The sequence below is a fragment of the Empedobacter sp. ULE_I140 genome (genome assembly GCF_053482575.1).
This window is the reverse complement of sequence record NZ_JBQMTX010000001.1, coordinates 2,263,671-2,278,647: the sequence shown is the minus strand read 5'-3', so window position 1 is coordinate 2,278,647 and position 14,977 is coordinate 2,263,671. Positions and strand designations below refer to the sequence as shown.

Here is a 14,977-nt window from a genome sequence, read left to right as displayed (position 1 = left end):
TGGTTTACTTTTTGTATAATTCGTGGCAGTTAAATTAGGCAATAAACAAAAGGTACACTATTTTTGAAGTATGCGACTTTCTACAAAACAAAAGTTTTTTCAATACATTAAAAAATCATTTAATTTTTTTCAAAACTTGTTGAACCTGTTAAAATTGGTTTTATCAGAGCGACAATTTTTGTATTTATCGTGTATTTTAGTAGCTATTTCATCTGCTTTTGCAGTGATTGTGCTAAAAACTTTTGCGCACAATGTTTTTCAATTTACTATTTATATTAATAATTTAGTCAAACTACCTTATATCAATAGTATATTGCCAATTATAGGTATTTTGTTGACGGTTTTTGTTGTGCAGAAATTTTTGGATGGTTCGATAGAAAAGGGAACTTCTCAAATTATGATTGCTGTAGCTAAAAAGTCTGGAATAATGCCTAAAAAACAGATGTATGCTCAGATTTTAACGAGTTCCTTAACAGTTGGTATGGGTGGTTCGGCTGGTTTAGAATCTCCAATTACAATTACTGGTGCAGCTTTTGGTTCTAATTATGCACAATATTACAGATTCAAATACAAAGAAAGAACACTTTTGTTGGCTTGTGGTGTTGCAGCTGGTATTGCGACTGCATTCAATGCACCAATTGCAGGTGTTTTGTTCGCGATAGAGATTGTATTAGCGGATATGAGTGTTACTGCTTTTATTCCTTTATTGTTATCTTCTGCAACAGGAGCTTTAATTGCCAATTTAACATTAAAAAGCAATATGTTATTATCCTTTCGTTATGCGTTAGGATTTGATTATCATAATGTTATTTTCTATGTGATTTTGGGTGTTTTAGCGGGGTTTGTTTCAGTTTACCATGCTCGATTATTTCGTAAAGTTGAACATTTGATAGGGAATTATTCGGATAATGTATATTGGCGAGCGATTGTTGGAGCGGGAAGTTTAGCAATATTGATTTTCTTTTTCCCAACATTATTTGGTGAAGGTTATGAGAGTATAAAATATTTAGCAAATGATGAAGCTGGTTTTATTTTAAATAATTCATTGTTAGAGAGTTTTAGAACGAATCAATGGATAGTTTTAGGATTTGTTTTTGTCACAATTTTAATCAAATCTATTGCAACAGGTTTAACTTTAGGAAGTGGAGGAAACGGAGGAAACTTCGCGCCTTCGTTATTTGTTGGGTCATATCTAGGTTTTTTCGTTGCAAAATTCTTTAATTTAATCGGTTTCAAAGAAGTTCCAGTCGGTAATTTTACTGTTGTTGGAATGGCAGCTGTTTTAAGTGGGTTATTTCATGCGCCATTAACAGCAATTTTCCTAATTGCCGAAATTACGGGAGGTTATGGATTAATTATTCCCTTAATGATTGTTTCTTCGATAAGTTTTGCAATTTCAAAACGATACGACAAATATTCGATGGATATATACGCAATAGCAGAAAAAGGAATTGTTTTTACATCTGATAAAGACCGAAATTTGTTTAATAAAATTGATTTGTTTTCGATTTATATCAAGAATATCAAAACATTGACGGTTTACAATTCAATTGAAGATATAAAAGAAATTTTTTCTACTACAACACAAGATTTTATTCCAGTCCTCAATGAAGATAAATCGATTCATGGAATTATAGTTTTAGATAATATTCGATCATTTATTTTTAATGATAATATTGATAAAAGTTACTTAGAATGTATAACAGAAGCAACTTCGACATCTATTTTTACGAATGCTGCTAACGTGATGAAAATGATGGAAGCAAAAAAAATAGATTATATTTTACTCACTAAAAAAGGTAAATTTGAAGGTTATGTAACCGAAAGTTTATTATTAGAAAGTTATCGAAGTAATTTGAATAAGTTGAGAATTGAGTAGAAATATTTAAATATAATATACAAAAAAAGCCTCTATTTTTAGAGGCTTTTCATTATAATTCTTTTTTCATTTCATATTGTTTGTCGTACAATTCTAATCCCATCGATTGAATAAAATCATTTGTAGAGATTTCTCTTTCGTCAACATTAATCATTTTAATCTCTTTATTTTTCAAATCGCTGAAAAGGATGGAAGCTAAATAACGATTTCTATAATCGTGATGAACACCAAATTGATAAATACGTGTATTATTTTTGTTGATAATTTTATAAGCAACTAAAATTCCATCTTCATAAATTCCATTTATTTGACAATCTTCGATGATATTTTTTACACTTTGAATATCATTTTTCCAAGTAGGTTTTATGTCCCAAAAGTTTTCACTTGTAATCAAATCTAAATCACTAAATTCTATAATTTCATGTAATGGATTTACGACCAAAATTGGAATTCCTTTATAACTATTTAAAGTTCTTGTTTTTTCGAAACCACAAGCTTCATAAGCGTTAATAGCAAAATCATTTTTAATATTTACTTCTAAAAATATGTTTTTCACTTGTTGTTCTTTCAATTTTGGAAAACTAAAATCTAACATTTGTTGTGTGATTTTTTTTCCACGATGTTCAGGACAAACGCCCGTTCCACCAATATAAGCTGTTTTTACATCATTATAATTTCTAATTCCATAAAGTAAAAAGCCAACTAATTTTCCATCAATACTAGCACCTACAGAATAATCAAGATTGATATCTTCCATTTTTAATTTTCCCTGAAATTGTTCAGTTGAAAGATTGATAGAAACGTAATAATTTTGATAAGAAAGATTATATAAGGCTGATAATTCTTCCAAATCAACATGAGTTAATGAGTGTATTTCAATGTTTGTTTGCATAGCTGTAATTTGCATAGCAAAAATAGCCCCAACATTTAAGTTTTTTCTAAAAAAAATCTTAAAAAATTAATAAAGATTGAATTTTATTTGAACTATGTAATCCGAATTTGATAAAAATATAATTTATTTAATAATATTGACTGAATAATTATACATAAATTTTAAAAATAGTGTAGAGGATAATATATAGAATTAAGAAAACTTCTTTTTTTATGATTTAACATAAGCTTATTATTGATTATGCTGAAGAAAATTCTGTAATCAATAAATTTGCATACATTTTTAAAACTAAAACTACGAGAGAAGTCTAACTTTCTCCTCATTTGTTGAAACAATTATTCTTCTCTCGATTTTTTTTTGAAAAATACTCCTCTAAGAATTCAAGTAAAGTGTATTTCGTACACTAATTAAAATACCAAATTCTCAAAATTTCTTTCCAAAACTTATTTCAAAATATCTATTTCTCAAAAAATATTTAAACATATGATGAATTTAATAAAGCTTTGAAAAATTATTAAAAAATGATTAACGAACATTTGTTAGTTTTTTTCTTTTGATTATTTTAGTCGTTCAAATTATCACAAAAAAAATGAGTAAAAATTTAACAAAATTGGCTTGTCTAGCTATATTTTGCAGCTATAGCTATGTCTCTGCTCAACAGAAAACGACAGATAGTGTGGTTGTAGAAAAAGTAGAATTAATACAACCAAGAGAAAACAAAGACAAAGTTGATGTGCAGTTTTATGGATTTATCAGGAATGATATTTTTATGGATACGCGTCAAATGATTGGAGCAGGAGAGGCTTTGGTTCCGCTTTATCCAAAAGATCGTTTATCGGATGTAAACGGTGCTGATATCAATGCAGCTTCTAAATTTCACATGTTATCGATTGTTTCGAGAGCTGGTGTTAATTTGAAAGGTCCAGAATTACTTGGAGCTAAAACTTCTGGTATTTTAGAGGGAGAATTTTTTGGAGCAACAGAAGGAGGAATCAACGAGTTTCGTTTGCGTCACGCATATGTGATGTTGGATTGGGAGAAAACGCAATTAGGGATTGGACAATATTGGCATCCTTTCGTTGTGTTAGAAGCTTTGCCAAATGTTGCAAATTATGGAACTGGTGCGCCTGTTTATGCTTTGAATCGTAATCCTCAAGTTCGTTTAACGCATAAATTCACAGACAAATTTAAAGTTATTGCTGCTTTACATTCTCAACGAGATTTTACTCCAAATACAGAGCCCTTTCGAAATAGTGGAATGCCAGCGGCTCATCTTCAATTTCAATATAAATCACAAGTTTTTACTGCCGGAATTGGTGCGCAATATGAAAATTTGAAGCCAAAATTATCTTCAGGAAATCCTCCTGTTAAGTCTAATGAACGAGTTGAAAATGTTTCGTTTATGGCTTATTCTAAGTTAAATACAAAACCTTTACAAGTAACTTTCGCTGGATATTTGATGCAAGATGCGTCGTCTTTTGTACAACTTGGTGGAATTGTAGGATATCAAACAAGTCCGACGGCTGTTGAAACATATAAACCAATGAATACGCATAGTATGTGGATTGATTTGCAACAAAACTCAACAGGTAAATTTTCGTTCGGATTATTTGCAGGTTATGTTAGAAATAATGGTGTCAAAAATCCTGTAGAAGGAGCAATTGCATCAACATCTTATGGTGTAACGACAAATTGGGGCGCAATTTCGGCAACTCCAGGTACACGCACTGTAAATTATTTGTACAAAATAGTTCCTCGTTTAGATCTTACCTTAAGCAAAGCCTTAAAATTTAGATTAGAATATGATCGAAGCACAGCGCAATGGGCAGATGCGACGATAAAAGGTACGGGAACCGAAAATAAATATTTAGCAAATAACAATAGATTTCAACTGACAACATTATTTAACTTCTAATATTACACAAAAAACATGAGTACAAATACTTTAGATACTTCGCAAACAGTAGCGAAGAAGGATAATATTTTCCAAATTATTTTAGCATCATCTGTCGGAACATTAATCGAATGGTACGATATGTTCTTGGCAATCATCTTAGCTAGTGTATTATCAACACAATTATTTCCTAACGATGGTTCGTCACATTTCTTAGAAACACTTGCAGTAGTGGTTTCATCATTTATGTTCCGTCCGATTGGATCATTAATTTTTGGAAGTATTGGAGATCGTATTGGTAGAAAATATTCATTCTTAGTTTCTTTAATTATGATGGGAGCAGCTACATTCTTGATTGGTTGTATTCCAACTTTTGATAGTGTAGGTTGGTTTGCTCCTGTTTTATTATTGTTTTGCCGCATTATGCAAGGACTTGCAATTAGTGGAGAATATGCAGGTGCGGTAATTTATGTAGCAGAACATGCTCCAGCAGAGAAACGAGGATTTTATACAGGGTTTATTCAAGCAACTGTTCCAATTGGATTATTATTATGTTTAACAGTTGTTTTCTTAACACAATCATTTTTATCAGAAGAGGCTTTTGCAAGTTTCGGATGGAGAATTCCATTTTTGTTTAGTGGAATATTAGTGATTTTGAGTTACTTTATTCGTCAACGCTTACATGAAAGTCCAATTTTTGAACAATTAAAAAAAGAAGGAAAAACATCTAAAACTCCAATTAAAGATGCTTTTACAACTCCAGGAAACGTAAAGTTAATGTTAAAGGCTATTTTTGGAGGAAATGCGGCGCAAAGTACAATTATGCAAACAACGTTATTCGTAACACTTTTCTTTTTGCAAAGAGCGGTTAATTTACCTTACGAAACAGTTTTAATTGTTGTTTTATGTTCTACATTATTTAGTTCATTTTTTTATCAATGGTTTGGAGCCTTGAGTGATAAAATTGGTCGTAAACCTGTTATGTTAGGAGGAATGATTTGTAGTTTTATTTTAATTCCATTATCATTTTTCTTATACATGAAATTAGGAAATCCTGAAGGATTGAAAGAAGTTCATGATATTTCGAATTTAGCAGTTTTCGGAATTGTTATTGTAAGTTTAATTACTTCAATTGCAGGAGCAGCAACTTACGGACCACTTGGCGCATTTATGTTAGAAATTTTCCCAACTAAAATTCGTTATACAAGTATGGGATTTGCACAAAATATGGGAAATGGATTTATTGGTGGAGCAACGACTTTTGTAACGGAATTAATCAAAAGTACGATTATCGTTTCGGCTGCTATGTCGCCTTATATCGGATTAGCTTATCCATTGATATTAATCTTTATTGCGATTTTAGTGAATTACTTTACAATTCCAGAAACATACAAAACAGATTTAACAGAAGATAATTAAAATCAATAATAGACAAAATGTAAAAATCCTTCAAGTAATTCTTGAAGGATTTTTTTAGAGGAATTAAATTTCAATGCAAAAAAAATCCACTCAAACGAATGGATTTTTTATTGTATCAGAAATATTATTTTTTCTTTTTTGTATCAACTGCTCCTGATAATTCAGATCCAGCTTTAAATTTAGCTACTGTTTTAGCAGCAATTTTAATTTCTTTTTTAGTTTGTGGGTTGATACCTGTTCTTGCAGCTCTCTCAGAAGTTGAGAAAGTACCGAATCCTACTAAAGCAACTTTGTCTCCTTTTGCTAAAGCTTTAGTTACATTTTCTGTAAATGAGTTTAAGGCTTTTTTAGCAGCTTCTTTAGAAATTCCAGCGTCAGCTGCAATCGCATCGATAAGTTCTGATTTGTTCATAGTTGTAACTTTTTAAATTAATTTATACACAAATATACTCTTTCCCTTTATTTGTGCAAGTTTCAACGCAAAAAATTTCAAGAAAAATGCAAAATTTTATGAAATCTGTGTCAAAAATCAGTAAATAAGTACTTATTTTACGAATAAGGTATCCTCGTTTTGATGTCCATTGATGAAATCTTTGGCTGTCATACGACGCTTTCCTTCCGGTTGAAGTTCTAAAATTTCGTAAACTCCTTGAGGTAGATTGATATAAAGGTTATTTTTTTGTAAAATTAATTGATAATCTTCTCCTTCAACAACAATATCCGTTTTTAGACCTGCATATATTTTTAACGATTTATAATTTTCGCCATTTCCAAAAGTTGTCCATGCACATGGATAAGGAGAAAGTCCTCTAATCTTATTGTGAATAGTATTGATTGAATCGTTCCAATCTATTTTACAATCTTCCTTAAAGATTTTTGGAGCATGTTTTAATTCTGTTGTTTCATCTTGCGGATGAGGTTTTAATGAATCATTTTCTAAACCATCCAACGTTTTCACGACTAATTTCGCACCGATATGCATCAATTCGTCATGAATTTTTCCTACATTATCATTTTCTCCAATTTCTACTTTATCAGAAATTAAGATATTTCCAGTATCAATTTTTTCATCAATTAAGAAAGTTGTTACTCCAGTTTCTTGATCGCCATTCATCACAGCCCAATTAATTGGTGCAGCTCCGCGATACTGAGGAAGAAGTGAACCGTGTAAATTGAATGTTCCTTTCGACGGAATTGACCAAACAACTTGTGGCAACATACGAAAAGCTACAACAACAAAAACATCAGCATTCCAGCTTTTTAATGTTTCGATAAAAGCTTCGTCTCGTAATTTTTCTGGTTGAGCCAAAGGCAAATTATGTTCAACTGCATATTTTTTGACATCAGAAATATTCATTTTTTGTCCTCTACCAGACGGTTTATCTGGAACAGTAACAACTCCAACTATTTCGTGATGACTATTTGTATTGATTTCATTCAAAGATGTCGCCGCAAATTCGGGCGTACCCATAAAGACTACTCGCATTTTTATTCTATTAGTTTATAAGAATTGAATCCAATTGGTTGAACTCGCATTTCGTCTATCAAATATTGCAATTCTTCGACGATTTTATCTTTTGGCGAATTTATGAATTTTGAAAGGATTTCGGCTTGCGTTTTTGTACCTTCTTTCAAATATTCAATTAAATCGGTTGAATTAAAGTTTTCATTTTGTTTTTTGGATTGACAAACATCGCATTTACCACAATTTTGATCAGATTTTTGATTAAAATATCCAAATAATAAACGTTCTCTACAAATTGTATTTTGTTCGGCATAATAAGCCATAGCTTGCAAACGTTTCCAATTATTCACTTGAATTGCTTCGAAATCTTTCCACAATTTATTTTTAAACGCATTAGAATCGCGCGGAACAAGAAATCTAAATCGCGCTAAAAATCGATCCGAATAATCAATAGAACCATTTTTTGCATATTCGTGTAAGCTATTCCTAATGTCGCCAATACTCATATGCAATTCAAACGCCATTTTACTTTCCGAAATTTCTCTATTATAAGTGTAAATTCCAGGGTAATGACGTTGTAAATAATCAAAAATTCGGTTTTCATTCAAATTAATTGAATGTGGTGACGCCAAAATTTGAATGCTACTATTTTGTGAATAATTTTTTTGCTGAATGATTTCTTTCGTATTTAAAAACTCTAAAAATTGAAGAACCATTTTAAGATTTAAACCAAATTTTTCGGCAAATTTTGGAAGATCCAATTGATAATTCATTTCCGTTAATTCGCCTTCCGCTAATTGCAATTGACTAAACAAACAATTCCCAATTTTGATAAAATCTTGTTGCGAAGGTAAATTCGCTTTGAAAATATTTTCTGCTTGAATTCGATCATCAGGATTGTACAAATAAATTCCATACGATTCCTGTTCATCACGTCCAGCGCGCCCAACTTCTTGGTAATACGCTTCTATTCCTTGTGGCAAATCGATATGAAAAACGGTACGAACATTTGGTTTGTCTATTCCCATTCCAAACGCATTTGTCGAAACCATAATTCGCGAATTACTTAACATCCAATCTTGCTGTTTTTGCTCTTTTTCGTCTTTGGTTAATTTGGCGTGAAAAAAATCGGCATCAAATCCATTTTGACTTAAAAAACTTGCAATCTCGTAGGTTAATTTTCGATTTCGAACAAAAATAATACTCGAACCAGGATATTTTTTTAAATAATAAATCAAATCATTTTTCTTGTCAGCAGAAAGGAAAACATTGTACGAAAGGTTTTCTCTTTTTAAAGAAGATTTGAAAACTTCAGGATTATTTAGCTCTAATTTTTCTATAATTTCTTGCTGAATTTTTTCTGTAGCTGTAGCTGTCAAAGCTAGGATTGGAACTTTAGGAAGAATAGTTTTTAATCTTGAAATTCGATGATATGCAGGTCGAAAATCGTGTCCCCATTCAGAAACGCAATGTGCTTCGTCAACAGCTAGTAAACTAATATTGATTTGTTTCAATCGCTCGATAAAAATTCTACTTTGCAAACGCTCTGGCGAAACATATAATAATTTGATTTTATTGTTTTGACAATCGTCCAAAATTTTTCCAATCGTATTTTGGTCAATTTCATTGGTAATATATGCCGTAGAAATTCCTTTGGATTGTAAATTCTGAACTTGATCTTTCATCAACGCAATAAGCGGCGAAATGACCAATGTTAATCCATCAAAAATAATCGCAGGAACTTGATAACAGATAGATTTTCCGCCACCAGTAGGCAAAATTGCTAACGTATCTTTCTCTTCCAAAACACTTGAGATGATTTCCTCTTGCGGCGTTTTGAAAGAAGGATAATTCCAATACTTAAAAAGAATTTCTTTTGGTGTCAAATTACAAAGCTTTGTTGTAAATTTAGGTAAAATCTGTGATTTATTAGAAGAATTAATCGATTATACCTTTTCTATATTTTACAAAAAGTGGAATTTCATTCATTAAAAAATACAAAAAGCCAACAAATTTGTTGACTTTTTGTATTGAAATTTATTCTGTAATCCCTTCTAACATAAATAAGAAAGCATCTTCTTTTGCATCTTCTTTCAACGATTCAAATCGGCCAGAAGCACCACCGTGTCCTGTATCCATATTTGTATCTAAAAGTAGAATGTTATTATCTGTTTTTAAATCTCTTAATTTCGCTACCCATTTTGCAGGTTCCCAATATTGTACTTGAGAATCGTGCAAACCTGTCGAAACATAAAGGTTTGGATAAGCTTTTGCTTCCACGTTATCGTATGGCGAATACGATTTCATGTAATCGTAATATTCTTTTTCGTTCGGATTTCCCCATTCATCATATTCCCCTGTTGTCAATGGAATAGAATCGTCTAACATTGTTGTCACAACATCTACAAAAGGAACTTGCGCAATTACCCCATTGAATAATGTTGGCTCGTAATTAATCACAGTTCCCATCAACAATCCACCAGCAGAACCACCCATCGCGTACAAGTGTTTTGATGAAGTATAATTTTGTTGAATCAAATATTTTGCTGCATCAATATAATCAAAAAATGTATTTTTCTTTTCTAACATTTTTCCATCTTCATACCATTCGCGACCAAGATATTGACCACCACGAATATGCGCAATCGCATAGATAAAACCTCTATCCAAAAGACTTAATCGAACCGAACTAAAATAAGGCTCGATCGTGTAACCATATGAACCATAGGCGTAAAGTAGAAGAGGGGTTTCGGCAGAAAGAGGTGTATCTTTTCGACGAACTAATGAGATTGGAACCATTTCTCCATCGCGAGCTTCTGCCCAAATACGTTCAGAAATATAATTTTCTTTATCAAAATCACCTATAACAACTTGCTCTTTTTTGATTTCGAATGTTTTATCATTCATGTTAAAATCAATCACAGAAGAAGGAGTTGTCAACGATGTATATCCGTAACGCAAAATGTCAGTATCAAAATCTGGATTTGTGCCAACATTTGCTGTATAGGTTTCTTCGTTAAATGGCAAATAATAATCAGTTGAATTATCCCATGCTTTGATATTCATCTGCAATAAACCATTTGTGCGCTCTTCGATAACCAAATAATTCTTGAAAATTTCGAAACCTTCAATCAATGTTTCTTCGCGATGAGGAATTACATCAATCCAATTTTCTTGTTCTGTTTTTTCGACAGAAGTTTTCATTAATTTGAAGTTAAAAGCATCATCTTTATTGGTTTGAATATAAAATGAATCACCAAAATGTTCGATTGAATATTCTAAATCACGTTCTCTTTTTTGAAAGATTTTAAACTCAGCATCTGGTTGATTAGAAGGAATATATCTAAACTCGTCAGAAACAGTACTTGAAGATCCAATAATGATGTAATCTCTTGATTTTGATTTGTAAACAAACGCATTGAACGTATCATCTACTTCTTCAAAAACTAAAATATCATCTTCTTGTTTTGTACCTAATTTGTGTTTCCAAATTTGATAAGCACGCAATGTTTCATCTTTTCTTGTATAAAACAAGGTTTTATTATCAGCGGCCCAAACAGAACCTCCAGTTGTATTCTCTATTTTATCAGAAAGAATTTCTCCAGTTGTTAAATCTTTGATTTGAATCGTATAAATTCTTCGCGAAACATTGTCAACCCCAAAGGAAACCAATTGATTATTTGGTGCCATCGAAATTCCACCCAATTGATAGTACGAATGACCTTCAGCCATTGTGTTGACATCAAAAAGAATTTCATCTGGATTCTCTAAACTATCTTTTCGACGTTTGTGAATTGGATATTCTTTTCCTTTTTGATATTCCGTCAAATACCAATAACCATTCAATTTGTACGGAACAGACGAATCATCTTCTTTGATTCGCGCTTTCATTTCCTCAAAAAGTTTGGTTTGTAAAGCTTCTGTTGGTTGTAGAATAGCTTTTGTGTATTCGTTTTCTTGGTTCAAATAATTGATAACTTCAGAGTTTTCACGATCATTCAACCAATAATAATTATCGATGCGGATATCTCCGTGTTTTTCTAATTTTTGTTCTATTTTTTTCGCAATAGGTGCTTGCATTTTCTAAAATTTAAGGTGCAAATGTACTATAAAAACTTACTTTGAATAAGTTGTAGTTGACCAAGATTTATCACCTGTTTTATATTCGATGATGATATTATTTTCGTTCAAATAGCCAATTGTTTGGTAATTTCCGTTTTGAGAAATCACTGTCACATGGAAAATATTTTGTTGAGCAGCTGGATAAAATTGTGCAATAACTTGTGAATTTTCTTGATCTATTAAGACAAATTCGTTGTTATTTGTACTTGCTGTAGTGTAATTTTTTCCGTTTGATTTGTAGACGTTTTTGTTTTCTACAGTTTTATTTGACACTTGCGTAACGACTTTATTCGTTGTTTCTTTAACGGTTGTAGTTGTTGTATTTTCTGTTTTAGTTATAGGTAAATCTTTCGCATTTTGTTTTCCAACCTGATTCATAGCAAATGTTAAGGCTTCTTGATAACCTTTTGTAAAATCTTTTTCCTTTGACGAACCTTCATAAGTTGAAATCACATTATTATTACAGTCTGTAAACGTTACTTTTAATTTATTTTTAAAAGCAACAGAAGTATTTTCAATATTTGCTTTTGTAGCTAAACAAGGATTGATTTGCACATCTAACGGAATAGAATTTTCATTTACTATTTCATATTCTTTTTTTCTCAAAGCAGTTTTCAATCCTGTATTCAATTGATAATCTTCTTTTACGAAATCTTTAAATAGTTGAGGAATGATAACATATTTGTAATCAGCTACATTTTGTGCTTGTAATGACGATAAAGCAATAAGAAATAAACTTGATAATATAATTTTCATAGCAAGATTATTTAGCCGATAATTTAACTTCTTTCCAACTATTATTTTCAGAAACCTCATAGGAAATCGTATTTCCACTGATGTATCCTACCGAAAAATAATTCGAATTTCCTTTTGTAACAATTACTCTGTAAATTCCATTTTTTAGGGTCGGTTCAAATTTTGCAACAACTTGATTTCCGTTTTCGGACATCAACATAAAACCACCATTTTGTAGTTCAATTTTTTGATAAGTAGTTGTTCCATCTGTCAATAAATTCGTAGCAGTGACCTGATTTCCTTTTGGTTCTGGCATATATGCAGCTGTTGTTTCTGTTTGGGGTTTTTCTAATTTCACCATTGGAACGGAGGCCTTTGCATTTTGAGATTTCAAAGGATTTAAAGCTAATTTTATTGCTTCTTGGTAACCTTTGTCATATTCTTTAATCTTAGAAGTTCCTTCAAATTTTTCAATATTTTTATTAGAACAATCTGTAAAACTTACCTCTAATTTATTATTCAAAAAACTTTTAACTTTTAAAATATCCGCATTCAAAGCTAAACAAGGATTTTGCACAACTTCTTGTGGCCAAGCAGATTTATCAGAAGGTAAAACTTCGTATTTTTTCTGCGTCAAAATATATCTTAATCGATTATTTAATTGATATTCATCTTTATCAAAACTAGAAAATTTTTCAGGAACATTGATGTACTTATAATCACTTGTTTCTTGTGCATTTATCGTAGAAAAACTACATAAAAGTATAGCAGCTATTAAATTTTTCATTTAAAAAGTTATTTGTATCAAATATAATAAAATAGAATTGTTTTAACCTAAATGTATTTGTTATGCTGAATTTTTCATTTCAAAATAGTTAATAAAATTGAATCATTTCAAATAATATTATTTTAAAGAAATGATTTATAGATCTGATTATAAATGATTAACTTTATTTAAATTAAAATCATAAAATTATGTCAAGTTTAAAAGATAAAGTTGCGATTGTAACTGGAGCTAGCTCTGGAATTGGGAAAGCTGTTGCTGAATTATATGCCAAAGAGGGTGCGAAAGTTGTGGTTTCAGATATTAATGAAGAAGGTGGAAATGAAGTAGTAGAAATTATCAAAAAGAATGGAGGAGAAGCGATATTTTTTAAAGCGAATACTTCTTCGCCAGAAGATAATGAAGCATTAGTAAATAAAACGCTTGAAGTTTATGGAAAACTTGATATAGCTTGTAACAATGCTGGAATTGGAGGTCCTGCTGAGTTGACTGAAAATTATCCACTAGATGGTTGGAAAAAAGTAATAGATATTAATTTTAATGGTGTTTTTTACGGATGTAAATATCAATTACAAGCAATGGAAAAAAATGGAGGAGGTTCTATTGTTAATATGGCTTCTATTCATGGGACTGTTGCTGCGCCAATGAGTTCGGCTTATACTTCTGCAAAGCATGGAGTTGTAGGTTTGACGAAAAATATTGGTGCAGAATATGGACCAAAAAATATACGATGTAATGCAGTTGGGCCAGGTTATATTATGACGCCTTTATTATCGAATAATTTGAGTCCAGATCATTTAGAATTGCTTGTTACAAAACATCCAATGGGTCGTTTGGGGCAGCCAGAAGAAGTTGCAGAATTAGTTTTATTCTTAAGTTCGGACAAAGCATCTTTTATGACAGGCGGTTATTACCTTGTTGATGGTGGATATACAGCAGTTTAAAATATTTTTGAGCGAATCTTTAAGATTAAATGGTTTTCTATAATTTAATCCTTAATTTTGCCTGAACGAAATACAAACAAACAATGAAATTTTTTATCGATACAGCTAACTTAGCTGACATTAAAGAAGCCCAAGATTTAGGAGTTTTAGATGGTGTAACAACAAATCCATCTTTAATGGCAAAAGAAGGAATTACAGGTCAAGAAAATATTTTGAATCACTATAAAGCAATTTGCGAATTAGTTGACGGAGATGTTTCTGCTGAGGTAATTTCTACTGATTTCGAAGGAATGGTAAAAGAAGGAGAAGCTTTAGCAGCTTTAAATCCTCAAATCGTAGTTAAAATTCCTATGACGAAAGATGGTGTAAAAGCGTGTAAATACTTTTCTACAAAAGGAATTAGAACTAACGTAACTTTAGTTTTCTCTGTAGGACAAGCATTATTAGCTGCAAAAGCTGGTGCAACTTACGTTTCTCCATTTATCGGACGTTTAGACGATATTTCGACAGATGGTTTAAACTTAATCGAAGAAATTCGTTTGGTTTATGATAACTATTTGTACGAAACTCAAATTTTAGCAGCTTCAGTTCGTAATACAATGCATATTGTAAACTGTGCAAAAATTGGTGCTGATGTTATGACAGGACCTTTATCATCAATTTTAGGATTGTTAAAACACCCATTAACAGATTCTGGATTAGCACAATTCTTAGCTGATTATGCTAAAGGAAACCAATAATTTAAAATAGAATTTTCTATATATGAGTCGCTTAATTTTAAGCGACTTTTTTTATGAATTTATATTAATGAAAAGCTTTTAATTATTAAGTTGATAAAAATAG

Annotated in this window: 12 protein-coding genes; 5 read left to right on the top strand and 7 right to left on the bottom strand. The window is 31.1% G+C overall.

The genetic code is table 11. The features are described from left to right. Positions 1-70 precede the first annotated feature (70 nt). Positions 71-1,879, top strand: a complete 1,809-nt coding sequence (locus ACTS9J_RS10860) for a chloride channel protein (protein ID WP_125349835.1) — start codon at positions 71-73, stop codon at positions 1,877-1,879. A gap of 52 nt (positions 1,880-1,931) precedes the next feature. On the opposite strand, the gene ACTS9J_RS10855 is transcribed toward ACTS9J_RS10860, so the two are convergent. Continuing rightward, entirely contained in the window at positions 1,932-2,771 is an 840-nt protein-coding gene (locus tag ACTS9J_RS10855) for a GNAT family N-acetyltransferase (RefSeq protein WP_185144180.1), read from the bottom strand. Positions 2,772-3,360: 589 nt separating this feature from the next. On the opposite strand from ACTS9J_RS10855, the gene ACTS9J_RS10850 reads away from it, so the two are divergent. Beyond that, positions 3,361-4,686, top strand: coding sequence for a DcaP family trimeric outer membrane transporter (locus ACTS9J_RS10850; RefSeq protein WP_291052391.1), 1,326 nt, complete (start codon positions 3,361-3,363; stop codon positions 4,684-4,686). 15 nt (positions 4,687-4,701) lie between these two features. Continuing rightward, on the top strand, positions 4,702-6,084 hold the full coding sequence (locus ACTS9J_RS10845; RefSeq protein ID WP_180904577.1) for an MFS transporter: 1,383 nt from the start codon (positions 4,702-4,704) through the stop codon (positions 6,082-6,084). Positions 6,085-6,208: 124 nt separating this feature from the next. Here ACTS9J_RS10845 and ACTS9J_RS10840 read toward each other — a convergent pair whose 3' ends face one another. The 6 genes from ACTS9J_RS10840 to ACTS9J_RS10815 all read right to left on the bottom strand — a co-directional run bounded on the left by ACTS9J_RS10840 (position 6,209) and on the right by ACTS9J_RS10815 (position 13,193). Further along, positions 6,209-6,496, bottom strand: a complete 288-nt coding sequence (locus ACTS9J_RS10840; RefSeq protein ID WP_019975917.1) for an HU family DNA-binding protein — start codon at positions 6,494-6,496, stop codon at positions 6,209-6,211. Positions 6,497-6,628: 132 nt separating this feature from the next. Next, the gene (gene fmt / locus ACTS9J_RS10835; RefSeq protein WP_257468211.1) at positions 6,629-7,570 is read right to left on the bottom strand and encodes a methionyl-tRNA formyltransferase; all 942 of its coding nucleotides are present in this window, start codon (positions 7,568-7,570) and stop codon (positions 6,629-6,631) included. Positions 7,571-7,572: 2 nt separating this feature from the next. Continuing rightward, entirely contained in the window at positions 7,573-9,435 is a 1,863-nt protein-coding gene (locus tag ACTS9J_RS10830; protein ID WP_221855933.1) for a RecQ family ATP-dependent DNA helicase, read from the bottom strand. Between the two features lie 151 nt (positions 9,436-9,586). Further along, positions 9,587-11,629 carry a S9 family peptidase gene (locus ACTS9J_RS10825; RefSeq protein WP_286495778.1) on the bottom strand — a complete coding sequence of 681 codons (2,043 nt, stop codon included), beginning with the start codon at positions 11,627-11,629 and terminating at the stop codon, positions 9,587-9,589. A 36-nt stretch (positions 11,630-11,665) separates the two neighbouring features. Beyond that, on the bottom strand, positions 11,666-12,427 hold the full coding sequence (locus ACTS9J_RS10820) for a hypothetical protein (protein ID WP_280036346.1): 762 nt from the start codon (positions 12,425-12,427) through the stop codon (positions 11,666-11,668). 7 nt (positions 12,428-12,434) lie between these two features. Further along, complete coding sequence (locus ACTS9J_RS10815) at positions 12,435-13,193, bottom strand: hypothetical protein (protein ID WP_291072382.1); 759 nt, start codon at positions 13,191-13,193, stop codon at positions 12,435-12,437. A 188-nt stretch (positions 13,194-13,381) separates the two neighbouring features. Between ACTS9J_RS10815 and ACTS9J_RS10810 the strand changes: the two genes are divergently transcribed. Further along, on the top strand, positions 13,382-14,134 hold the full coding sequence (locus tag ACTS9J_RS10810; protein WP_291072381.1) for an SDR family NAD(P)-dependent oxidoreductase: 753 nt from the start codon (positions 13,382-13,384) through the stop codon (positions 14,132-14,134). Positions 14,135-14,217: 83 nt separating this feature from the next. Further along, positions 14,218-14,874 (top strand): fructose-6-phosphate aldolase, encoded by a 657-nt coding sequence (gene fsa, locus ACTS9J_RS10805; protein ID WP_125349844.1) that lies wholly within the window; start codon positions 14,218-14,220, stop codon positions 14,872-14,874. The last annotated feature ends 103 nt before the right edge of the window (positions 14,875-14,977 follow it).